Origin of the sequence: Serratia nevei (assembly GCF_024160145.1) — a bacterium.
Lineage (GTDB): Bacteria > Pseudomonadota > Gammaproteobacteria > Enterobacterales > Enterobacteriaceae > Serratia > Serratia nevei_A.
Genome location: NZ_JAMYWQ010000001.1, coordinates 382,429 through 403,031, shown reverse-complemented (window position 1 = coordinate 403,031; position 20,603 = coordinate 382,429). Strand labels below are relative to the sequence as shown.

Genomic DNA, 20,603 nt, shown 5'->3' with positions numbered 1-20,603 from the left:
CGATACCTTCTGCGCCGCGCCTGCGGCAGTTTCGATGCGCCGTTCTGCGGGCGCGGCAAAAATGATAGCCGAGCATTCTACCTGATTCGGCGCGAGGGTAATACGCCTTAATCATAGGGGTATTCGGCTTTCCGCATTCGCGGCGATCGGGGCAATGCAATTTGATTTTTTTTTGGCCGGAAAATGGGCTAACGTGAGGAATTGTCAGTGGAACTTGTGCCGCTATCGACCGCACAAAACCGGGTAACCGTATGAATGAGATATGATTTTTCTCCAAGTTTTCGCACAAAATAACAACTTTCACATAATCTGTGTAGGTTACTATCGCGACATTATTGAGTTAGTGAATCCATAATAATGACAAATGAAGACATTTTTTTTATTGAAGAGCTAATTGAGTGGGTGGAGATACATCTGGAGAAGCGGCCAAACCTGGATGAAGTTGCGCGTATTTCGGGCTATTCCAAGTGGCATCTGCAGCGTAAATTCAAGCGTATTACCGGCATTCAACTCGCCACCTATATCCGTTCGCGCATCCTGACGCGCGCCGCGGTGGCGCTGCGCATCACTCGTCGCTCGATCATCGACATTTCCGATGAGCTGGGCTTCGACTCGCAGCAGACCTTTACCCGCATGTTTAAGCAGCGCTTCAACATCACTCCCAACCGTTACCGCTCGATGGAGCACTGGGACGTGAAAAACCTGATGCCGCGCTTTAACTTCGAAGCCAGCTACGGCGCCGGCTATTACCCGGAAGTGAAGCGGCTGACGCTGCCCGAGATGCAGCTGGTTGGCTTCACGCGTCGGCTGGATTTCGCCTCCGAACAGGAGCTGGAATACTCTTCCTGCATGGCGATGAAGGACGAGATTTTCAACGATTTTTTCAAGGGGTTGCACGTCGACTGCCGGCGGATTTACAGCATCTACTCCCCTCATGCCGGGGAAGGCGACGAGCTGTCATCCACGCTGGTGATGGCGGTCGATCCCGAACACAAAAAGGATATTCTTTCCAACCATCAGATAGACACCTTCCATCTGCCGAGCCGCGAGTTTATCTCGATCAACCATAAGGGCACGGCGAAAGAGTGTCTGCAGTTTTTCGGTTACCTGATGTCGCATGTGATGCCGGGGCTGAAGGATGAGGTGCGCGGCAGCATGGAAATGGAGATCATTCAAACCAAAGAGTGGAACCCGGAATCCAAACTGCGTCAGATTGAGGTGGATTACACCTACCTGATCTCTATCGATTAAGCAGCGCCCGGCGTAAACCCGGCGCCGCTGTCGATCATTTTTCTTCCGTTTCGGCCGCCAGCGATTCTCTGGCGGCTTTCTTGGCTTTGGCGCGGGCGATAGCCGCCGCGACCGCCGCCTTGCGCGGGTCTTCCTCGGCGGTTGCCGGCGCCGTTTCCGCTGGAGCAGGGGCGTCCGCCTGCTGCGCCGCTTTCTTGGCTTTGGCGCGGGCGATAGCCGCCGCGACCGCCGCCTTGCGCGGGTCTTCCTCGGCGGTTGTCGGCGCCGTTTCCGCTGGAGCAGGGGCGTCCGCCTGCTGCGCGGCTTTCTTGGCTTTGGCGCGGGCGATAGCCGCCGCGACCGCCGCCTTACGCGGATCGTCCTCTGTTACGGCAGGAGCAGTGCCATCTGCGGCCGGCGCTTCTTTGCGTGCTTTCACGCGGGCCAGCGCTGCGGCCACGGCGGCTTTGCGCGCGTCATCGCCGGAAACGGCCGGTGAGGCTTGCTCTGCTTCGGCCGCCAACTGGGCGCGGCGTTCACGCGCCTGCGCTTTACGCGCCTCGCGGGCGGCGATCATCTCGCTGTTATCCGGCTGTTGGCCTTCGACCGGCGTGACCGCCGCTTCGGCATTTTTGCTGCGCACGCGCGCCAGCGCGGCCTGCACCGCGCCCTGATCGTCGTCGGTCAGTTTGACGGCGGCTTTTTTGTGCCGCTCTTCGCGTGCCAGCTTCTCGCGCTCCAGCCGTGCCAGCTTGGCTTCGTAGCGCGCCTTGGCCTCGGCGGTGCGCGCGGCTTCCAGGTCGATGGCCTTGATCTCGGCCTTTTCCTGGCGGTAGTACTGCACCAGCGGGATATTGCTGGGGCAGACGAACGCGCAGGCGCCGCATTCGATGCAGTCAAACAGATTGTGGTTGCGCGCCTTGTCGTGTTCCTGGCCGCGGCTGAACCAGTACAGCTGCTGTGGCAGCAGCCCGGCAGGGCAAGCATCTACGCACAGACCGCAGCGGATGCAGGACTGCTCCGGCTCCTGCGGCGTCATTTCATCGACCGTCGGTGCCAGAATACAGTTGCTGATCTTGACGATTGGCACGTTCAGCGCAGGCAGGGTGAAGCCCATCAGCGGGCCGCCCATCACCACCATCTGCTGCGCCTGCGGGCGGAAACCGGCGAAGTCGAGCAGGTGCTGCACCGGCGTGCCGATGCGCGCCCACAGGTTACCCGGGCGCTCGATAGCGTCGCCGGTCAGGGTCACCACGCGCTCAATCAGCGGTTCGCCGTCGACGATCGCTCGCTTGATGGCGAAGGCGGTGCCGACGTTTTGCATCAGCACGCCGATGGCGGAAGAGTGCTTGCCGTGCGGCACTTCCTTGCCGGTCAGGATCTTGGTCAGCTGCTTGGCGCCGCCGGACGGGTATTTAGTCGGGATAACGCGCAGCCCAATGCCGGACTGGCCACGCAGCGCCTGCTTCAGCGCCGCGATAGCCTCCGGTTTGTTGTCTTCGATGCCGATCAGCGTGACCTTGGGTTGCAGAATGTGTTGCAGGATCTGCGTGCCTTCGATGATCTGGTCGGCATGTTCCTGCATCAGGCGATCGTCGGCGGTGATGTAAGGCTCGCACTCGGCGGCGTTGAGGATCAGCGTTTCCACGCCGCTCATGCCGCCCTGCAGTTTGCTGGCGGTCGGGAAACCGGCGCCGCCCAGACCGGCGATGCCGGCCTGATGAATACGTTGAATCAGCTCTGCGGCGGGCGCCTGGCGGTAGTCCGCCAGCGGATCGCGCTCGCACCAGCGGTCTTCCCCGTCCGCCTCGATAATCACGCACAGTTCCGTCAGCCCGGAAGGGTGAGCGGTGATGTGCGGCGTGATGGCGCTGACGGTGCCCGAGGTCGGGGCGTGTATCGGCACGGTGCGGCCACGGCCGACGGTCAGCGGCTGGCCTTTCAACACCCGATCGCCGGCATTGACGCACAGCTCGCCTTCCGGCCCCAGATGCTGCTGCAGCGGGATGATAAAGGTCTTGGGCAGGGGAGCGACACGCAGCGGCGCACCGCTGGACTGCGTTTTCATTTCCGGTGGATGGATCCCGCCGTCGAAATCCCAGATCCGGTCTTTTTTAAAGGCGGCGAACAGATTAAGCATGTTGCTCCACGTGGATCACTTGCACCGGGATCGTCTTCATGTCCCACTTCCAGTTGGCGGTGGTGGTGGCGACCGGTCTCATTTCAATACAGTCGGTAGGGCAAGGGGCGACGCACAGATCGCAGCCGGTGCAGAGGTCGGTGATGACGGTGTGCATGGCGCGGGTGGCGCCGACGATGGCGTCCACCGGGCAGGCCTGAATGCACTTGGTGCAGCCGATACAGTTGGCCTCGTCGATATAGGCCACCTTACGCTCCGGCTCGGCGGCGGCTTCGCTGCCCAGCGGCTGCGGCTCGACGTTGAGCAGCTCCGCCAGTTTCAGCATCACCTGTTCGCCGCCCGGCGCGCATTTGTTGATCATCTCGCCGTTGGCCACCGCCTCGGCGTAGGGGCGGCAACCGGGGTAGCCGCACTGGCCGCACTGGCTCTGCGGCAGGATCGCGTCGACCTGCTCGGCGACCGGATCCTCTTCCACCTCAAAACGGCGCGCGGCGTAGCCCAGCACCAGTCCGAACAGCAGCCCGAGCGCGCTCAGAGCCGCGATAGCGATCCACAACGCAGTCATTAGAATTTCACCAGCCCGGTAAAGCCCATAAAGGCCAGCGACATCAGCCCGGCAGTGATCAGCGCGATCGAGGAGCCGCGGAACGGCGCCGGCACGTCGGCGACCGCCAGGCGTTCGCGAATGGCGGCGAACAGCACCATCACCAGCGAGAAACCGGCGGCGGCGCTGAAACCGTAAACGGCGGACTGCAGGAAGTTGTAGCCGAGGTTAACGTTAAGCAATGCCACGCCCAGCACCGCGCAGTTGGTGGTGATCAGCGGCAGGAAGATGCCCAGCAGGCGGTAGAGCGCCGGGCTGGTTTTGCGCACCACCATCTCGGTGAACTGCACGACCACGGCGATCACCAGAATGAAGGAGAGCGTGCGCAGGTAAACCAGATCCAGCGGAACCAGAATAAAGGTGTTGATCACCCAGGCGCTGACGGAGGCCAGCGTCATGACGAAGGTGGTGGCCATTCCCATGCCGATGGCGCTTTCCAGCTTCTTGGAAACGCCGAGGAACGGGCACAGGCCAAGAAACTTCACCAGAACGAAGTTGTTCACCAGTACGGTGCCGACAAACAGGAGCAGGTATTCGGTCATTGCGATGCCTAAAAAAATAAAAGCCGCCTATTATCGGGAATCGGCGGCCGGACGACAACATATGAATCGCAGGGGTATTGCCTTTTTTGGTGAAAATTTACACAAATCACCCAATAAAACGTGCTGCAACCGCCTTTAACGTTCGGTAAAGGTCCCTTTGACCCGCTGCGAGCGCTTGATGTAAGGCACCAGCAACGCCGCCATCAGCAGCGGCCAGCCGAGGCTGCGCACCGCCACTTCATCCGGCACCGGCGCGAAGGCGAAGGCTTTCACCGCCAGGATCACCGTGATCAGCAGCCACAGCAAGAACAGCTTGGGGAAGCGCTGCGAGCGCTGGCAAAACAGCCACAGCAACCACAGGGTGAAGCACCACATCAAGAGCGTGGTCAGCACCGAAAAATACCACTGCAGGGTAAACGCCTGGGCGTTGGTCAGCAGGTAGTCGCGCGACTCGGGCATAAAGATCGCCATGGCGTACAGGAGCAGCATCAGGCTGGCGCTGAGCAGGGTGACGATCAGATAGGCCATCGGGGCCAGCAACCAACCGCCGATACGAGAGTATTCAGCTTGAGACATAAAGGCTTCCTGATTGAAACGGGGATCACAGGCGGCATAGCTTAGCGGGTAATGCGGGCTTCGTCATCTCTATCAACCGGATAGCGCGGCATCGCGGCGCGTGGCCGCACGTTTGGCCACTCGACGCCGTATTGAGCCCGCGTCGAATTAACATCTCATTTACTTCTTGTTCCGTCCGGCCGCATGGTGTCAAATCGAAAGGTCTGTCGTGAGCCTGCAAGAGGAAATCCCATGGCTGAAAAAATTCGTGTCGGGCTGGTCGGTTACGGCTACGCCGGCAAAACCTTTCATGCGCCGCTGATCGCCGGTACACCGGGGCTCGAGCTGGCCGCCGTTGCCAGCAGCGATGCCGGCAAAGTGCATGCCGACTGGCCGTCGATGGCGGTGGTGGGCGATGCGCAGGCGCTGTTCGCCGATCCGACCCTCGATCTGATCGTGATCCCCACTCCCAACGAGACGCATTTCCCGCTGGCGCAGCAGGCGCTGGCCGCCGGCAAGCACGTGGTGGTGGATAAACCGTTTACCGTGACATTGTCACAGGCGCAGACGCTGCAACAGCAGGCGCAGCAGAGCGGTTTGCTGCTGTCGGTGTTCCACAACCGCCGTTGGGACAGCGATTTTCTCACCCTCAAAGCGCTGCTGAATGAGGGTGCGCTGGGCGAGGTGGTCTATTTCGAGTCGCATTTCGATCGCTACCGGCCGCAGGTGCGCCAGCGCTGGCGCGAACAAGGCGGCGTCGGCAGCGGAATCTGGTACGATTTGGGGCCGCATTTGCTCGATCAGACGCTGCAACTCTTCGGCAAGCCCGACCGGCTGTTCGTTGATCTGGGGGAGCTGCGGCCGGGGGCGCAGGCGGTGGATTATTTCCACGCGCTGCTGAGCTATGGCGATCGTCGCGTGGTGCTGCACGCCAGCATGCTGGCGGCGGCGGAGAGCCCGCGCTACGTGGTGCATGGCACCCACGGCAGCTATATCAAATACGGCCTGGATCCGCAGGAAGACCGGCTGAAGGCCGGCGAGCGCCTGCCGCAGGCCGATTGGGGCTATGACATGCGCGACGGCGTGGTGACGCTGTCACGTGGCGATCTGCTGGCGGAGCAACCGCTGCTCAACATTCCCGGCAATTATCCGGCTTATTACGCCGCGGTGCGCGAAGCGATCGCCGGCACCGGCGAAAACCCGGTGCCGGCCGCCGACGCCATCGCGGTGATGGCATTGATTGAACTGGGGTTGGAATCGGCCCGGCTGCAGCAGGCGCTGCCGGTGGCCTGATACCGCCCGTTTCTCCAGTGGCCCGGCGCAACGTCGGGCCTTTTTACGACTTTACGTGCAAGGAAATCCGTTTCATGTCCTGGTTGCAGCGTTTGCGCATTGATAAATTTTTGCTGGTCCTGATTTTGGTGGTGATCGTCGCCTCGCTGTTCCCCTGCGAAGGCATCTGGAAAACCTTCTTTGAACACCTGACCACCGCCGCCATTGCGCTGCTGTTCTTTATGCACGGCGCCAAGCTGTCGCGCGAGGCGATCGTCGCCGGCATGAGCCACTGGAAGCTGCATCTGCTGGTGTTCCTCAGCACCTTTGCGCTGTTTCCGCTGCTTGGGCTGGCGATGAACCTGCTGGTGCCGGGCATCATGACGCCGACGGTCTATCTCGGCTTCCTCTACCTGTGCGCACTGCCGGCCACGGTGCAATCGGCCATCGCCTTTACCTCGGCCGCGGGCGGCAACGTGGCGGCGGCGATCTGCAGCGCCTCGGCGTCGAGCATTCTCGGCGTGTTCCTGTCGCCGCTGCTGGTGGGGGCGCTGATGCATACCCAGGGCGGCAATACCGACGTGCTGCACGCCATCGGTTCAATCATTCTGCAACTGATGGTGCCGTTCGTGGTCGGTCACCTGACACGGCCGCTGATCGGCAAGTGGGTCGATCGCCATCGCAAGCTGATCAACCTGACCGACCGTTCGTCGATCCTGCTGGTGGTGTACACCGCGTTCAGTGCGGCGGTGGTGGAAGGGATTTGGCACCGCATCGACGGCTGGTCGCTGCTGACCATTCTGGTGATGTCGCTGGTGCTGCTGACGGTGGTGCTGGTGATCAACACCTATGCGGCGCGTTGGCTGGGCTTCAATACCGCCGATGAGATCACCATCGTCTTCTGCGGCTCGAAAAAGAGCCTGGCGAACGGCATCCCGATGGCCAACGTGCTGTTTCCGGCCGCGGCGGTGGGTGCCATGGTGCTGCCGCTGATGATTTTCCACCAGGTGCAGCTGATGGTGTGCGCGGTGCTGGCGCAGCGCTATGCGCGTAAAACCGCCAAACAGCGGGCCGAGGCGGAAGCGCTGGCAGCCAAATGACGATGGGCGCATGATCGCGCCCATCAAGAGCGTTAACCCTGAACTTTGGCGCGCAGCGCCCGTTTTTCCTGCTCGCTGAGGAACGCCAGCTTGAGGCCGTTTTCCTGCGCGGTGCGGATTTCCTCCGGCGTCAGCCCGGCCTGCGGCGCGGCGACGCGGTATTCGTGCTCGATCTCGATGCCCTGAACCGCCGGATCGTCGGTGTTGATCGACGCCAGTACGCCGTGACGCAGGAAGGTGCCCAGCGGATGCTGCGCCAGCGAAGGCACGGTGCTGGTCTGGATGTTGGAGGTCAGGCAGGACTCGATGCCGATGCCGTGTTCCGCCAGGAAATCCATCAGCGCCGGATCTTCGACCGCTTTCACCCCGTGGCCGATACGCTCGGCGCCCAGCTCGCGGATCGCCTGCCAAATGCTTTCCGGGCCGGCGGCTTCGCCCGCGTGCACGGTGATGCGCAGGCCGGCGTCGCGCGCGCGGTTGAAGTGGTTGAGGAACAGGCTGCCGGGGAAGCCCAGCTCATCGCCCGCCAAATCCAGCGCGGTAATGCCGTCGCGGTGCGCCAGCAACCCTTCCAATTCCTGCAGACAGGCGGCCTCGCCAAAGGTGCGGCTCATGATGCCGATCAGGCGAATGTCGATGTCGCGATCGCGGCAGCCTGAGCGGATCCCGTCGATCACCGCTTCCACCACGCCGGCAACCGGCAGTTGGTGCTTCATCGCCATGTAGTAAGGGGAAAAACGCAGCTCGGCGTAGTGCAGGCCGGCGTTGGCGGCGTCTTCGACGTTTTCATAGGCCACGCGGCGGCAGGCGTCCAGATCGCCCAGCACCGCCACACCCCAGTCCAGTTTCTGCAGGAAGCTGACCAGATCCGGTTCGGCGTGGGTGATCTGCACGTGCGGGCGCAGGCTCTCCAAATCGTTGGCCGGCAGGGCGAGATTGAACTGGCGACCGAGGTCGAGAATGGTCTGCGCGCGGATGTTGCCGTCGAGATGGCGGTGAATGTCGGTAAGCGGTAGGCGGGGATCGATCATGCTGGGCACTCGCTAATTTATCGTAGGTAAAGTGCAGAACAGTATAAAAACAAATGAATGAAACTTGCCATCTCGTTGCATAAAAAAGTGACTTACATCACAAATAATGCGAGGTGTATCGCATTATGGTCGTGAATCAGGCTTTCAACACGCTGACGCCCGCCTGCTGCAACGGTGCGATCAATGCGTCGTCGGTGGCGCGTTCAACGATGATGGTATGCGCCAGCGTAATGTCACCGATCGCATACTGCGAGGCGGCGTTAAGCTTGGCGGCTGAAGCCAGCACCACGGTTTCCGCCGCGCGGGCCGCCAGCGCCCGCTTGATGTAGGCCTCTTCCAGATCGCCGGTGCTCAGCCCCGCGGTGGGGTGCACGCCGGTCACGCCCATAAAATAGATATCGGCGCGAATATGCGACATCGCCTCCACCGCGGCGGCGCCAACGCTGACGATCGAATGCTTGTACAGCCGGCCGCCGATCAGGATCACCTCGACCGTGGGGTGATCGACCAGGCCCACGGCGACGCTGGGGCTGTGGGTGACAATAGTGGCGTTCAGGTTGCGCGGCAGCTGCCGGACCAGCTCTGCAGAGGTGGTGCCACCGTCGATGATCGCTACCTGGCCGGGGGCGATCAGCGCCGCCGCGGCTTTGGCGATCGCGCGTTTGGCGCCGGATTCCAACTGATTGCGCTCGGCGAAGCTGGCAATGGCAGAGGAAACCGGCAGGGCGCCGCCATGTACCCGCTGCAGCAACCCCTCGGCGTCCAGTTCGCGCAGATCGCGCCGGACAGTATCTTCCGACAACCCAAACATTTCGCTGAGCTGCTTGGCCAACACCTGGCCGTCCTGGGCCAGTTTTTCCAGGATGATTTTCTTGCGCTGGCTGGTCAACATGGGCATTTTCCTCTCAAATTTTGACTGCACGAAATATCTTGATCATACACGAAATTGCACGATAGTATCAATTTCCTTCCTATGGCGGAGTAAACCGATGATAGCCACCAAAGACAGGGTTCGCATTGTCGAAACCCGGGTGTTGTCCGATGACTGGTACCTGCTGAAAAAAACCACCTTTGATTTTCTGCGGCGCGACGGCGTTTGGCAGCGACAGAGCCGTGAGACCTACGATCGCGGCGATGGCGCGGTGATTTTGCTGTTCAACCGGCAGGCGCAAACGGTGATCCTGACGCGCCAGTTCCGCTTTCCGGTCTTCGTCAACGGCCATGACGGCATGTTGATTGAGGCCGCCGCCGGCTTGCTGGACAACGCGTCGCCGGAGGCGCGCATTCGCGCCGAAGCGGAAGAGGAAACCGGCTATTTCGTGCAGAACGTGGAGAAGGTGTTCGAAGCTTATATGAGCCCAGGCTCGGTCACCGAGAAGCTGCACTTTTTCGTCGGTGAATACCAGGCGGGCGACCGCATCAACGAGGGTGGCGGGGTGGCGGCGGAGGGGGAAGATCTGGAGGTGATCGAGCTGCCGCTGGCGCAAGCTTTGCAGGCGGTTCGCCAGGGCACGATCGTTGACGCCAAGACCATCATGCTGTTGCAGTTTGTCGCCTTGAACCGAACGCTGGAGGACAGCCAATGAAAGCCCAACAAATCCTGATCGCCGGCCCCTATCGCAGCGGCACCGATGGCGATCCGCAGCGTATCGCCGCCAATCTGGCACGCCTGGAACAGGCGGCGCTGGCGGTTTACCAGCGGGGGCACGTGCCGGTGATCGGCGAGTGGCTGGCGCTGCCTTTGGCGGCGGCGGCGGGTTCCACTCAGGTTGGCGATGCGGTGAGCGAGGCGTTTCTTTACCCGGTAGCCCACCGGTTGATTGCGCAGTGTCAGGCGGTGTATCGCATCGAAGGCGCGTCTGCGGGGGCCGATAACGACGTGCGGCTGGCCAGCGAACGGGGCCTGACGGTCTATCGCCGCCTGGAGGAAATCCCGCCTGTTCAGGGGTAATCAAGGGGCGGGCAGAGGCTCGCCCCCTCGCGCTATTGTGCGTCCAGCACCAACCTCAATCCGGCGATCAGCTTATCCATGCCGGCTTCCAGCTTGCTGCGCGGGCAGCCGACGTTGAGGCGCAGGAATCCGCGGCCTTCCTCGCCGTAGGTAAAGCCCGGCATGATCGCCACCTTTTCGCGCTCGATCAGCACCTGCTGCAGCGCCCGATCGTCAACGGCCAACGGCCGCAGATCGATCCAGGCCAGGTAGGTGGCCTGCGGCGGGCGCCAGCCCAGCGCGGGAAACGCCTGCTCCAACCGCTCGGCGACGTAGGTCAGATTATCTTGCAGGTAGTCGCGCAGGGCATCCAACCAGGGTTCGCCGTGGCGATAGGCGGCCACGTGCGCGGCCACCGCCAGCACCGCCGGCGAGGAGAGGCCGTCGCGGGCCTTGAGCTGCTGGAAATAGGCTTCGCGGCTGGCGTCGTCGCTGATGAAGCCGTAGGCGCCGGTCAGCGCCGGGATATTGAAACTCTTGGAGCCGGAGGTCAGCAGGGCCCAGTCGCCGGTCGCCACCTGGCTCCACGGCGTATGGCGGTGTTCCCCCCAGACCATGTCCATGTGGATCTCATCGCTGATCACGCGCACGTCATGGCGCTCGCACAGTTCGGCCATCTGCTGCAGCTCGTCGCGGCGCCACACTTTGCCGGTGGGGTTATGCGGGCTGCACAGCAGCAGGATCCTGGTCTGTGGCCGCGCCAGCAAGGCCTCAAGGTGCGCCATGTCGCAGCGCCAGTCGTCGCCGGCTTTTTGCAGCGGGCAGGCCAGCAGCTGGCGCTGGTTGGCGAGGATCACCTTGTAGAAGGCGTCGTAGGCCGGAGTATGGGTCACCACGTAGTCGCCCGGTACGGACCATTGGCGGATCAGCTGCGCCGCCATGTAGATAACGGAAGGGCCGTATACTGCCGTCGCGGTGTCGATGGCGGCGTTGAAACGTTGCTGATACCAGTGGCGCAGCGCGCCGAGAAAATCCTCGTGCTGCCAGCGGCTGTACCCCAGCACGCCGTGTTGCAGGCGCTGTTGCAACGCCTCGAGAATGCACGGCGCGGTGGCGAAATCCATATCGGAGATGGTGAACGGCAGCAGATCGGCGCTGCCGAAACGGTCGGCGATATAGTCCCACTGGGTGCACCAGGTGCCGTGGCGGTCGATCGGGGTGGCGAAATCAAACATGGGTGGCTCCCTGCAGCGCCACGGCAGGGTGCGCCGTGGCTATCAGTGAGTCTAATTCATCCTTCACCGATTGCACCTGCGGGCCGATCACCACCTGCAGATTATGATCGTTGAGATGCACCACGCCGATGGCGCGGTTGGCCTTCAGCGCCGCGTCGTCCACCCGGCTCATGTCGTTGACCGACAGGCGCAGGCGGGTGATGCAGTTGTCCAGCGTGATGATGTTGTCCGGGCCGCCGAGCGCCGCCAAAATTGCCGGCGCGTTGTAGCCGGATTTCCCCACCGCGCCGCTCGGCGCGCTCTGGCTGACGGCGCCGTCGCCGTCGCGGCCCGGCGTTTTGATGTTAAAGCGCTGGATGGCGAAACGGAAAATGGCGTAATAGCCGACGAACCAGACGGCGGCCACCACCGGCACCAGATACCACTTGGTGGCGGTGCCGTGCAGAATGCCGAACACCACGAAGTCGATGATATTGCCGTCGGTGTTGCCGATGGTCACGCCCAGCAGCGCCATCACGGTAAAACCCAACCCGGTGAGCAGTGCGTGGATCAGATAGAGGAACGGCGCGACGAACAGGAACAGGAACTCGATCGGCTCGGTGGTGCCGCCAACCACGCAAGCTACCACGCCGGAAATCAACAGCCCTTTGATTTTATGGCGGTTCTCCGGTTTGGCGCAGTGATACATCGCCAGCGCCGCCCCCGGCAGGCCCCCGAGGAACGCCGGCATTTTACCCTGCGACAGGAAGCGGGTGGCGCTTTCGGCGAAGCCGGTGGTGGTCGGGCAGGAGAGCTGCGCCTGGAAGATGGTCAGGGCGCCGCTGACGCTGTGGCCGCACACTTCCAGGGTGCCGCCCGCTTCAGTAAAGCGGATCAACGCCACCAGAATGTGGTGCAGGCCGAACGGCAGCAGCAGGCGTTCGCCGGTGCCGAAAATCATCGGGCCGAAGATGCCGGCGCCGTTGATCACGCGGCCCAGGCCGGTAATGCCGGCGGCGAACCACGGCCAGATCAGCGGGATCACCAGGCCGCACAGGCCCAGGACCAGGGTGGTCACGATCGGCACGAAGCGCGTGCCGCCGAAGAATGCCAGCGCGTCCGGCAGGCGGATAGTGTGAAAACGCTCATGCAGCAGATAGACGATGATACCGACGATCACCGCGCCGAGGATGCCGGTATCGATCGATTGAATGCCGAGAATGTTCTGGATGTTGTTGGCCTTCAGCACCAGCGGATCGCTGGTGGGCAGCACGCCGGCGGCGGTCAGGTAGAAATTGGTGGCCAGATTCAGCACGGCGAAGCCGACGAAGCCGGAGAAGGCGGCGACGCCCTTGTTCTCGCGCGCCATACCCAGTGGAATGGCGATGGCGAACATCACCGGCAGGAAGCTGAAGGCGAAGGAGCCTACCTTGCTCATCCAGGTGAAGACCAGTTGGAAGAGTGGGTGGCCGATAAACGGCATCAGGGCGATCACGTCGCGGCTGCTCAGCGAGCTGCCGATCCCCAGCATGATGCCGCAGAAAGAGAGCAAGGCGACGGGCAACATGAAGGTTTTGCCCAGGCTCTGGAAGAACTCCCAGAGGGTGATTTTTGGTTTGTTGGCTGCGGACATAACCGACTTCTCCTGGCGTAAAGACGAGCAAAAAGGGGGCTTCTGATTAGGTAAAAAGAAGATAAAACGTTTTACCTAGCAAAAATGCGCCGCCAATCACAAATCTGCCGCCCGGTTTTTGGCGACAATGCGGCGGGCAGTAAAACGTTTTACTGAGCTAACGGATTCGGTATACCCTTGATCATTACGGCGCGGGTTGCCCAGGAACGGGTTCGCAGAGACTATGAGCATCAAAAAGATCACCATCACCGACGTGGCGCAGCAGGCGGGCGTCTCGGTCACCACGGTTTCCCTGGTGTTGAGCGGCAAGGGGCGCATTTCGCCGACCACCGTCGAAAAGGTCAATCAGGCGATAGAGCTGCTGGGCTACGTGCGCAATCGCCAGGCGGCGACGTTGCGGAGCGGGGAATCCGGGGTGATAGGCCTTATTCTGCGCGACATCTGCGAACCCTTCTATGCCGAAATGACCGCCGGGCTGAGCGAAGCGCTGGAGGCGCATGACAAGCTGCTGTTTTTGACGCAGAGCGGGCGCGATGGCCAGGGCCTGCAGCGGGCGTTTGACGCGCTGCTGGCGCAGGGCGTCGACGGCATCGTGCTGGCGGGCGGCATTCGCGCGGCGGCGGGCCTGAAGGAGAAGGCGGCCGAGCAGGGCGTACCGCTGGTCTGCGTGGCGCGCTCCAGCGGTCTCGATGGCGTGGACGTGGTGCGGCCGGACAACATGCAGGCCGCCAAGCTGGCCACCGAATTTTTGATCAAGCGCGGTCACAGCCAAATCGCCTACCTCGGCGGTCAGAGCGACTCATTGACGCGCGCCGAGCGGCTGGGTGGCTTTTGCGCCACGCTGCTCCAGTACGGCCTGCCGTTTCGCAGCGAATGGATCGTCGAGTGCGATTGCCGGCAGCGCCAGGCGGCGGAAGCGGCGGAGCTGCTGCTGCGCCATTACCCGAACATTACTGCCATCGTCTGCCACAAGGCATCGGTGGCGCTCGGCGCCTATTTTGGCCTGGCGCGCAGCGGCCGCAGCATCGGTTCGGACGGAGTCGACGCCTACTACGGGCGGCAGGTGGCGCTGATCGGCTTCGGCGACGTGCCGGAGGCCGAACTGACCGAACCGCCGCTGACCTTCGTCTCCAGCTCGGCGCGGGAAGTGGGGCGCAGCGCCGCCGCGCGCCTGCTGCAGCGCATCGGTGACGCCGACCTGCCGGCGCAGAACGTCATTCTGCCGCCGACGCTGATCCGGCGCGGTTCCGCCTAGCCCTGCTGCTGTTCCTCTTCCGCCTCCCGGCGGATCCAGCCGATAAAGGTTTTCATCGCCGGCGTCAGATCCCGCGATTTCAAATGGGTCAGCCAATAGGCGCCGAGCGCGGCCTCGGCGGCGAACGGCCGCTGCAGCACGCCGGCCGCCAGTTCGCGACGGAACATGCTGACCGGCGCCAGCGCCACGCCGTCGCACTGGATCGCGCCTTCCACCATCAGCCTTGACGAGTCGAACACCGGGCCGTTGATCCGCCACGGCGTCACCTGTGCCGCCGCGAACCAGTGCTCCCATTCATCCTTGCGGTAGGTGCGCATCAGTAGCTCATGCTGCAGATCCTGCGGCGTGCGCAGGCGCGCGGCGACCGCCGGCGGGCAGAGCACCGTCAGCGGCGCGTCGAACAGCTTGATATTGCAGGTGGCGGGCCATAGCCCTTCGCCGAAGCGGATGGCGAAATCCATGCCGTCGGCCGACAGATTGACCAGGTTGTTGTGGGTGAGCACCCGCAGATCGATAAACGGGTGCGCCGTGCGGAACGCCGCCAGCCGCGGCATCAGCCAGCCGACGGCGAAAGTGCCGACCACCGCTACCGTCAGCACCTCGTGGAAATGCCCGCCTTCGAACTGCTGCAGCACCGCCTCGATGCGGTCGAAGGCGTCGCTCAACACCGGCAGCAGCGCCTGGCCCTCTTCGGTCAGATCGAGCCCGCGCGGCAGACGGCGGAACAGCTGAATGCCCAGCTGTTCTTCCAGCATGCGCACCTGCTGGCTGACGGCGGCCTGGGTCACCCTCAGCTCCAGGCCGGCGCGGGTGAAGTTCAGGTGACGAGCGGAGGATTCGAACGCCCGCAGGGCGTTGAGGGGAAGTCGATTACGCATTGTCGATAGCCATAAGTTTTTCTTTATGCTGGCTGAAATTATTATCGCTTGTCAACCCGGCGACAAAATCCGATATTTGGCGCGGCTGCTTAGAGTGTCACGGCAGCCGTAAAGGAATGACATCATCCATCAGGGAAAGCGCCGTATATAACGCCAATAAAAACTTTTGGCCGCGGCCGATGCCCTGCAACCTAAGAGCCTCTATCATGACGAAAATGAACCGCCTGGCGGCCGCGCTGATCGCCGCACTGATCCTGCCGACCGCGCACGCCGCGCAGCAGCAGGATATCGACGCCGTTATTCAGCCGTTGATGAAAAAATACGGCGTGCCGGGCATGGCGATCGCCGTGTCGGTCGACGGCAAACAGCAGATTTACCCGTATGGCGTCGCCTCGAAGCAGACCGGTAAACCGATCACCGAGCAGACGCTGTTCGAAGTGGGCTCGCTGAGCAAAACCTTCACCGCGACGCTGGCGGTCTATGCGCAGCAGCAGGGCAAACTGTCGTTTAAAGACCCGGCCAGCCACTACCTGCCCGAACTGCGCGGCAGCGCCTTCGACGGCGTCAGCCTGCTGAATCTGGCGACCCACACCTCCGGCCTGCCGCTGTTCGTGCCGGATGATGTGACCGACAACGCCCAACTGATGGCCTACTACCGGGCCTGGCAGCCGAAACACCCGGCGGGCAGCTACCGCGTCTATTCCAACCTCGGCATCGGCATGCTGGGGATGATCGCCGCCAAGAGCCTCGATCAGCCGTTTATCCAGGCGATGGAACAGGGGATGCTGCCGGCGCTGGGCATGAGCCACACCTACGTGCAGGTACCGGCGGCGCAGATGGCCAACTATGCGCAGGGTTACAGCAAGGACGATAAGCCGGTGCGGGTCAATCCCGGCCCGCTGGACGCCGAGTCTTACGGCATCAAGTCCAACGCCCGCGATCTGATTCGCTATCTGGACGCCAACCTGCAGCAGGTGAAGGTAGCGCAGCCGTGGCGCGACGCGCTGGCCGCGACGCACGTCGGTTATTACAAGGCGGGCGCGTTCACGCAGGATCTGATGTGGGAGAACTACCCGTATCCGGTGAAACTGTCGCGTTTGATTGAAGGCAACAACGCCGGGATGATCATGAACGGCACGCCGGCCACCGCCATCACGCCGCCGCAGCCGGAATTGCGCGCCGGCTGGTATAACAAAACCGGCTCCACCGGCGGTTTCTCCACCTACGCGGTATTTATCCCGGCGAAGAATATCGCCGTGGTGATGCTGGCCAACAAGTGGTTCCCGAACGACGATCGCGTCGAGGCGACTTACCGCATCGTGCAGGCGCTGGATAAGCGCTGACGGGTAGGGGCGCCGGCGGGGCGCCCCTACCCGCGATGCTGCCGTTCACGCCGCTCGCGCATGAAATCGATAAAGGCGCGCAGCTTGAGTGGCAGATGCTTGCCGGCGGGAAAGTAGATGAAAAAGCCCGACGCTTCGCTGGCGTAACCCGGCAGCACTTCCACCAGTTGCCCCTGCGCCAGCGCCTGCAACACCGTGCCCTGAAAACGCTGTGCGATACCCAGGCCCGCCAACGCCGCATCTTTGATCAGCCGATCTTCGTTAAAAATCAAACTGCCGCTGACGTCCAGCGCGCGTTCATCGTCGCCCAGGCTAAAATACCAGGGTTCAAGTTTGCCGCTGCCGGGGAAACGGTAGCGCAGGCAGTGGTGAGCAGGCAGATCGTCCGGCGTGGCCGGAACGCCGCAACGCGCCAGATAGTCGGGCGAGGCGACCAGCACCCGTCGCTGGCCGTTGTCGATCGGCACGGCGATCATGTCTTTTGGCAGCATGGCGTGCATGCGAATGCCGGCATCGAAGCTGCCCAGCACCAGATCGGAAAAGCGGTCTTCGGTAAACAGCTCCAGCTGCACTTCGGGATAGCGCCGCTGAAACGCCGCCAGGTGCGGCATCACCAGTAAGGTGGCGGCCAGCTGCGGCAGCGTGATGCGCAGCAGGCCCGCCGGCTGAGCGCCCAGGGTGCGCACGTCGTCCGCCGCCACGTCGATCTGGTTCATCGCCGGCGACACTTTCTGATAGAACATCCGGCCCTCGTCGCTGAGGCGCACCGAGCGGCTGGTACGGTGGAACAGCCGTACCCCCAGCTGATTCTCCAGCGCCTGAATGTTTTGCGACACCGCCGGTGGCGTGACGCCGAGCTGGCTGGCCGCACGGGTAAAGTTGCCCAGGCGCGCGACGGCTTCGAAATAGGGCAGCAGCTGCAGGAGTGAACTCATAGATTGCTAACCTGTGCTTAATGATTCATTAAATTATGCCCTATTTAATTTTATGAATAACCTTCTAGACTGATTTTACTTTCCTTTAGAGAGACGAGAATCATGTCGGCTGAACATCTGGCGTTAACAGAACGGATCGCGGCGATCGATCAACAGGCGATGGCCGAAGGGCGCATTGTCGGCAGCGTGGTGCTGGTGGCGCGGCAGGGCGAGATTTGCTACGCCGGGGCGGCAGGGGATGCCGATCGCGAGGCACGGCGGCCGATGCGGCGGGAAACGCAGTTTCGGCTGTCGTCGGTTTCCAAGCCCTATACCGCGCTGGCAGCGCTGCGCCTGATTGAACGGGGCATGCTGGGCCTGGACGATGCGGTCAGCGAGTGGCTGCCGTGGTTTACCCCGGCGCTGGCCGATGGCCGTCGCCCGGCGATCAAAATCCGTCATTTGCTGAGCCATACCGCCGGGCTGGATTACCGGCTGAATCAGCCGCAGGGGGGCATTTATCACCGATTAGGCATTCAGGACGGCGTGGAGCTGTCGACGCTGACGCTGGAGCAAAACCTGCGGCTGTTGGCCCAGGCGCCGTTGCTGTCGGCACCGGGAGCGCGTTTCGCCTATTCGCTGGCGATCGACGTGCTCGGTGCCGTGCTGGAGCGGGCAGCGGGTATGCCGCTGCCGCAGCTGTTTATCGAATGGGTGGCGCAGCCGTTGGGATTGGGCAATACCGCATTTTATGCGACGGACGCCGCAAACCTGGCGACGCCTTATTACAACACACCGCAAGGGCCGCAGCGCATGTATGAAAGCGTGCGGGTGGCGCTGCCGGAGGGAATGGGCGCCGAGGTCGAATTCTCGCCGGCACGCGCGTTTGACGCCGCAGCCTTTCCTTCCGGTGGCGCGGGCATGGTGGGGGACGCCGATGATGTGCTGCGGTTGGTGGAGGTACTGCGCACCGGCGGACAGGGCATTCTGCAGCCGGAAACGGTGGCCTTGCTGCACAGTCCGCACGTCGGTGCCGAAGCGCAAACGCAAGGGCCAGGTTGGGGATGGGGATTTTGCGGGGCGCTGCTGGTGGATGCCGAAGCGGCAGATACGCCGCAGCATGCGGGCACGCAGGCCTGGGGCGGGGTTTATGGTCACAGCTGGTTCTTTGATCCTCAGGCGCAGCTGAGCGTGGTGGTCTTGACCAATACGGCGTTCGAAGGCATGTGCGGCCACTATCCGCAGCAGATCCGCAATGCGGTTTACGCGGTGTAAATAAACAGGGCCCCGGAAGGGGCCCTTTTCATGCTTTCAGGCGGTTACTGCGCCGGTGCCGGAGCAGGCTGTGCATCCTGCGCCGGTTCGTCGTCTTCCGCCGGGGCGCCCAGCAGGCCGAACTGGCCGATGAACTCCTGCAACGACATCTTGTTGCCGTTCAGATCAACCTGATTGTCGGCATAGTGGAATTTGCTCGCGATCACGCCGTCTTTCTGGGTGGTCAGCTTGAACATCTGGCCCATCGCCGCCAGGCCTTGCACTTGCTGCTGCGCCAGTTTCTGCGCGTCTTCTTCATTGTAACCCTGCAACAGCGCGGTTTTCGCGGTCACTTCGGTAGCCATCGCTTCCGGAATGGTCAGGCTAAGATCCAGCTTTTTCACCACGCGTGCGACCATCTGGTCCGGCGATTCGGCCGGAGAACCGGTCTGGCTCGGATCGGTCAGCGCCAGATCCAGCGTGAAGGTGCTTTCACCCTTGCCGTTTTTCCAGCTCAGCGGGGCGATGCTGAGGGTCGGGTTGCCTTTCAGCAGCAGCGGCAGGTTCTTTTGCAGCATCTCGGTAGTCTGCTGTTCGTAGACGTCCGGATCCAGGTTCTCACCCTGCTGCAACAGCGCCATGGCCTGCTGGTTGTAGCTATCGGCGAAGTCTTTCAGCGCTTTGCCGTCCACGTTGTCGATTTTCAGCGTCAGTTTACCGGCGCCGAAGTCGTTGCCCTGGACCTTGAGCGCGTCCATGGTGTAGTCGATCTGACCGCCAATGTTGCTGCTGCCTTGCTCGCCGAACTTGCTCACCAGGTTGAAACCGTCCAGCGCCACGGCGTCTTTGCCGTCGATAGCCAGTTTGAACTGCTTCAGCGTCAGCGTCTGATCGCCGAGCTTAACGCCGAACTTGCTCTCGTTGCTGTTACCTTTCAGGTTAAAGCCCTGGAAGGTGATCTGTTCGTTTTGGCCGAAGGCGTTCGGGCTGCTCACCACGATGCTATCGCTGTTGGCGTCGAGCACGAGGTTCTTCAGATCGCTGGAAACGTCGGCATTGAGGGTGGCGCCGCTGAATTTCAGCGAGGATTTATCCTTCTGGTACTCCAGCGGGATAATGTCGATGGCGGACGCGGTATCGCCGCTGTACGAGATGCGCGAATCGGCGGTAAACAGCGATTTGCCTTTGGTTACCTCAAACAGACCTTTTACCGCCGGGGTGTTTTCCAGCTGGGTATGCACCGACGCCATGCTCGGCAGCAGGTTGAATTTCTTCAGCTGAGCGAAGGGGAACGGACCGTGGTCGATGGTTTCCAGGAAGGCCACTTCATCACCGGGCTTCAGTTCCGCGCCGTTGGCGGCATCGCTGCCGTCGGAGCGCAGAACCAGACGTACCTGGCTGTTGAACAGGCCGCGTTGGTAATTTTCATAGCTCAGCTTCACGCCGGCTTTCGGCAGGTAAGCTTTCAGCTGGCCGTTGGCGTTGTCCACGACTTCGCCCATGTGCTGCTCGATCAGTTTCCCGGTGTACCAGGATGCCCCGGTCCATGCTGCGCCAAGAACCACAATGACGCTGACAGCGACTAACGATTTTTTCATAGCTCTGTTTCATCCTTTTTTCTTATAACCCTCCGCTGTGAGGGAGGGGGCAAATACGGGCCGACAAAAAACGCCCGCAGGCGCTTAATTGTGGGGGCAGCACTCGCTTT

Annotated in this window: 19 protein-coding genes; 8 read left to right on the top strand and 11 right to left on the bottom strand. The window is 62.1% G+C overall.

Annotated features, from left to right (window positions below):
* Positions 1-357: 357 nt before the first annotated feature.
* Positions 358-1,251, top strand: coding sequence for a helix-turn-helix domain-containing protein (locus M6G53_RS01785; RefSeq protein ID WP_253328502.1), 894 nt, complete (start codon positions 358-360; stop codon positions 1,249-1,251).
* A 34-nt stretch (positions 1,252-1,285) separates the two neighbouring features.
* Here the strand turns inward: M6G53_RS01785 and rsxC are convergent, their stop codons facing one another.
* The 4 genes from rsxC to M6G53_RS01765 form a co-directional block, all read right to left on the bottom strand.
* Positions 1,286-3,370 (bottom strand): electron transport complex subunit RsxC, encoded by a 2,085-nt coding sequence (rsxC, locus tag M6G53_RS01780; RefSeq protein ID WP_253328501.1) that lies wholly within the window; start codon positions 3,368-3,370, stop codon positions 1,286-1,288.
* Complete coding sequence (gene rsxB, locus M6G53_RS01775) at positions 3,363-3,935, bottom strand: electron transport complex subunit RsxB (protein WP_004938428.1); 573 nt, start codon at positions 3,933-3,935, stop codon at positions 3,363-3,365. The genes rsxC and rsxB overlap by 8 nt, the downstream gene beginning before the upstream one ends.
* Positions 3,935-4,516, bottom strand: a complete 582-nt coding sequence (rsxA, locus tag M6G53_RS01770) for an electron transport complex subunit RsxA (RefSeq protein WP_004938443.1) — start codon at positions 4,514-4,516, stop codon at positions 3,935-3,937. Before rsxA ends, rsxB begins: the two co-directional genes overlap by 1 nt.
* Before the next feature lie 135 nt (positions 4,517-4,651).
* On the bottom strand, positions 4,652-5,092 hold the full coding sequence (locus M6G53_RS01765; protein WP_047567683.1) for a DUF2569 domain-containing protein: 441 nt from the start codon (positions 5,090-5,092) through the stop codon (positions 4,652-4,654).
* A 231-nt stretch (positions 5,093-5,323) separates the two neighbouring features.
* Here M6G53_RS01765 and M6G53_RS01760 point away from each other — a divergent pair, with 231 nt between their 5' ends.
* A complete protein-coding gene (locus M6G53_RS01760; protein ID WP_253328500.1) occupies positions 5,324-6,364 on the top strand; it encodes an oxidoreductase in 1,041 nt (346 codons plus the stop codon).
* A gap of 74 nt (positions 6,365-6,438) precedes the next feature.
* Positions 6,439-7,443, top strand: a complete 1,005-nt coding sequence (locus M6G53_RS01755; RefSeq protein WP_253328499.1) for a bile acid:sodium symporter family protein — start codon at positions 6,439-6,441, stop codon at positions 7,441-7,443.
* Between the two features lie 32 nt (positions 7,444-7,475).
* On the opposite strand, the gene add is transcribed toward M6G53_RS01755, so the two are convergent.
* Both add and M6G53_RS01745 read right to left on the bottom strand, forming a co-directional pair.
* Complete coding sequence (gene add, locus M6G53_RS01750; RefSeq protein WP_253328498.1) at positions 7,476-8,474, bottom strand: adenosine deaminase; 999 nt, start codon at positions 8,472-8,474, stop codon at positions 7,476-7,478.
* 136 nt (positions 8,475-8,610) lie between these two features.
* Positions 8,611-9,366 carry a DeoR/GlpR family DNA-binding transcription regulator gene (locus M6G53_RS01745; protein ID WP_253328497.1) on the bottom strand — a complete coding sequence of 252 codons (756 nt, stop codon included), beginning with the start codon at positions 9,364-9,366 and terminating at the stop codon, positions 8,611-8,613.
* Positions 9,367-9,463: 97 nt separating this feature from the next.
* On the opposite strand from M6G53_RS01745, the gene M6G53_RS01740 reads away from it, so the two are divergent.
* Together M6G53_RS01740 and M6G53_RS01735 are read left to right on the top strand one after the other, a co-directional pair.
* Positions 9,464-10,060 (top strand): NUDIX hydrolase, encoded by a 597-nt coding sequence (locus M6G53_RS01740; RefSeq protein WP_253328496.1) that lies wholly within the window; start codon positions 9,464-9,466, stop codon positions 10,058-10,060.
* Positions 10,057-10,425 carry an NUDIX hydrolase gene (locus M6G53_RS01735; RefSeq protein WP_253328495.1) on the top strand — a complete coding sequence of 123 codons (369 nt, stop codon included), beginning with the start codon at positions 10,057-10,059 and terminating at the stop codon, positions 10,423-10,425. The genes M6G53_RS01740 and M6G53_RS01735 overlap by 4 nt, the downstream gene beginning before the upstream one ends.
* Before the next feature lie 32 nt (positions 10,426-10,457).
* Here the strand turns inward: M6G53_RS01735 and M6G53_RS01730 are convergent, their stop codons facing one another.
* On the bottom strand, positions 10,458-11,639 hold the full coding sequence (locus M6G53_RS01730) for a MalY/PatB family protein (protein WP_253328494.1): 1,182 nt from the start codon (positions 11,637-11,639) through the stop codon (positions 10,458-10,460).
* Positions 11,632-13,251 carry a maltose/glucose-specific PTS transporter subunit IIBC gene (gene malX, locus M6G53_RS01725; RefSeq protein WP_253328493.1) on the bottom strand — a complete coding sequence of 540 codons (1,620 nt, stop codon included), beginning with the start codon at positions 13,249-13,251 and terminating at the stop codon, positions 11,632-11,634. The genes M6G53_RS01730 and malX overlap by 8 nt, the downstream gene beginning before the upstream one ends.
* Before the next feature lie 223 nt (positions 13,252-13,474).
* On the opposite strand from malX, the gene M6G53_RS01720 reads away from it, so the two are divergent.
* The gene (locus M6G53_RS01720) at positions 13,475-14,506 is read left to right on the top strand and encodes a Mal regulon transcriptional regulator MalI (protein WP_253328492.1); all 1,032 of its coding nucleotides are present in this window, start codon (positions 13,475-13,477) and stop codon (positions 14,504-14,506) included.
* On the opposite strand, the gene M6G53_RS01715 is transcribed toward M6G53_RS01720, so the two are convergent.
* A complete protein-coding gene (locus M6G53_RS01715; RefSeq protein WP_253328491.1) occupies positions 14,503-15,384 on the bottom strand; it encodes a LysR family transcriptional regulator in 882 nt (293 codons plus the stop codon). The genes M6G53_RS01720 and M6G53_RS01715 overlap by 4 nt on opposite strands.
* A gap of 206 nt (positions 15,385-15,590) precedes the next feature.
* Here M6G53_RS01715 and blaSRT point away from each other — a divergent pair, with 206 nt between their 5' ends.
* Positions 15,591-16,727 (top strand): SRT/SST family class C beta-lactamase, encoded by a 1,137-nt coding sequence (gene blaSRT, locus M6G53_RS01710; RefSeq protein ID WP_253328490.1) that lies wholly within the window; start codon positions 15,591-15,593, stop codon positions 16,725-16,727.
* 26 nt (positions 16,728-16,753) lie between these two features.
* Here the strand turns inward: blaSRT and M6G53_RS01705 are convergent, their stop codons facing one another.
* Positions 16,754-17,662 carry a LysR family transcriptional regulator gene (locus M6G53_RS01705; protein WP_253328489.1) on the bottom strand — a complete coding sequence of 303 codons (909 nt, stop codon included), beginning with the start codon at positions 17,660-17,662 and terminating at the stop codon, positions 16,754-16,756.
* 102 nt (positions 17,663-17,764) lie between these two features.
* Here M6G53_RS01705 and M6G53_RS01700 point away from each other — a divergent pair, with 102 nt between their 5' ends.
* Complete coding sequence (locus tag M6G53_RS01700; protein WP_253328488.1) at positions 17,765-18,916, top strand: serine hydrolase domain-containing protein; 1,152 nt, start codon at positions 17,765-17,767, stop codon at positions 18,914-18,916.
* Positions 18,917-18,960: 44 nt separating this feature from the next.
* Here M6G53_RS01700 and M6G53_RS01695 read toward each other — a convergent pair whose 3' ends face one another.
* Entirely contained in the window at positions 18,961-20,493 is a 1,533-nt protein-coding gene (locus M6G53_RS01695) for a YdgA family protein (protein ID WP_253328487.1), read from the bottom strand.
* Between the last annotated feature and the right edge of the window lie 110 nt (positions 20,494-20,603).

What these genes read in the sequence shown, in the direction of transcription:
- M6G53_RS01785 (WP_253328502.1), top strand. Translation starts at nt 358, where the DNA reads ATGACAAATGAAGACATTTTTTTTATTGAAGAGCTAATTGAGTGGGTG.
- rsxC (WP_253328501.1), bottom strand. Translation starts at nt 3,370, where the DNA reads ATGCTTAATCTGTTCGCCGCCTTTAAAAAAGACCGGATCTGGGATTTC.
- rsxB (WP_004938428.1), bottom strand. Translation starts at nt 3,935, where the DNA reads ATGACTGCGTTGTGGATCGCTATCGCGGCTCTGAGCGCGCTCGGGCTG.
- rsxA (WP_004938443.1), bottom strand. Translation starts at nt 4,516, where the DNA reads ATGACCGAATACCTGCTCCTGTTTGTCGGCACCGTACTGGTGAACAAC.
- M6G53_RS01765 (WP_047567683.1), bottom strand. Translation starts at nt 5,092, where the DNA reads ATGTCTCAAGCTGAATACTCTCGTATCGGCGGTTGGTTGCTGGCCCCG.
- M6G53_RS01760 (WP_253328500.1), top strand. Translation starts at nt 5,324, where the DNA reads ATGGCTGAAAAAATTCGTGTCGGGCTGGTCGGTTACGGCTACGCCGGC.
- M6G53_RS01755 (WP_253328499.1), top strand. Translation starts at nt 6,439, where the DNA reads ATGTCCTGGTTGCAGCGTTTGCGCATTGATAAATTTTTGCTGGTCCTG.
- add (WP_253328498.1), bottom strand. Translation starts at nt 8,474, where the DNA reads ATGATCGATCCCCGCCTACCGCTTACCGACATTCACCGCCATCTCGAC.
- M6G53_RS01745 (WP_253328497.1), bottom strand. Translation starts at nt 9,366, where the DNA reads ATGTTGACCAGCCAGCGCAAGAAAATCATCCTGGAAAAACTGGCCCAG.
- M6G53_RS01740 (WP_253328496.1), top strand. Translation starts at nt 9,464, where the DNA reads ATGATAGCCACCAAAGACAGGGTTCGCATTGTCGAAACCCGGGTGTTG.
- M6G53_RS01735 (WP_253328495.1), top strand. Translation starts at nt 10,057, where the DNA reads ATGAAAGCCCAACAAATCCTGATCGCCGGCCCCTATCGCAGCGGCACC.
- M6G53_RS01730 (WP_253328494.1), bottom strand. Translation starts at nt 11,639, where the DNA reads ATGTTTGATTTCGCCACCCCGATCGACCGCCACGGCACCTGGTGCACC.
- malX (WP_253328493.1), bottom strand. Translation starts at nt 13,251, where the DNA reads ATGTCCGCAGCCAACAAACCAAAAATCACCCTCTGGGAGTTCTTCCAG.
- M6G53_RS01720 (WP_253328492.1), top strand. Translation starts at nt 13,475, where the DNA reads ATGAGCATCAAAAAGATCACCATCACCGACGTGGCGCAGCAGGCGGGC.
- M6G53_RS01715 (WP_253328491.1), bottom strand. Translation starts at nt 15,384, where the DNA reads ATGCGTAATCGACTTCCCCTCAACGCCCTGCGGGCGTTCGAATCCTCC.
- blaSRT (WP_253328490.1), top strand. Translation starts at nt 15,591, where the DNA reads ATGACGAAAATGAACCGCCTGGCGGCCGCGCTGATCGCCGCACTGATC.
- M6G53_RS01705 (WP_253328489.1), bottom strand. Translation starts at nt 17,662, where the DNA reads ATGAGTTCACTCCTGCAGCTGCTGCCCTATTTCGAAGCCGTCGCGCGC.
- M6G53_RS01700 (WP_253328488.1), top strand. Translation starts at nt 17,765, where the DNA reads ATGTCGGCTGAACATCTGGCGTTAACAGAACGGATCGCGGCGATCGAT.
- M6G53_RS01695 (WP_253328487.1), bottom strand. Translation starts at nt 20,493, where the DNA reads ATGAAAAAATCGTTAGTCGCTGTCAGCGTCATTGTGGTTCTTGGCGCA.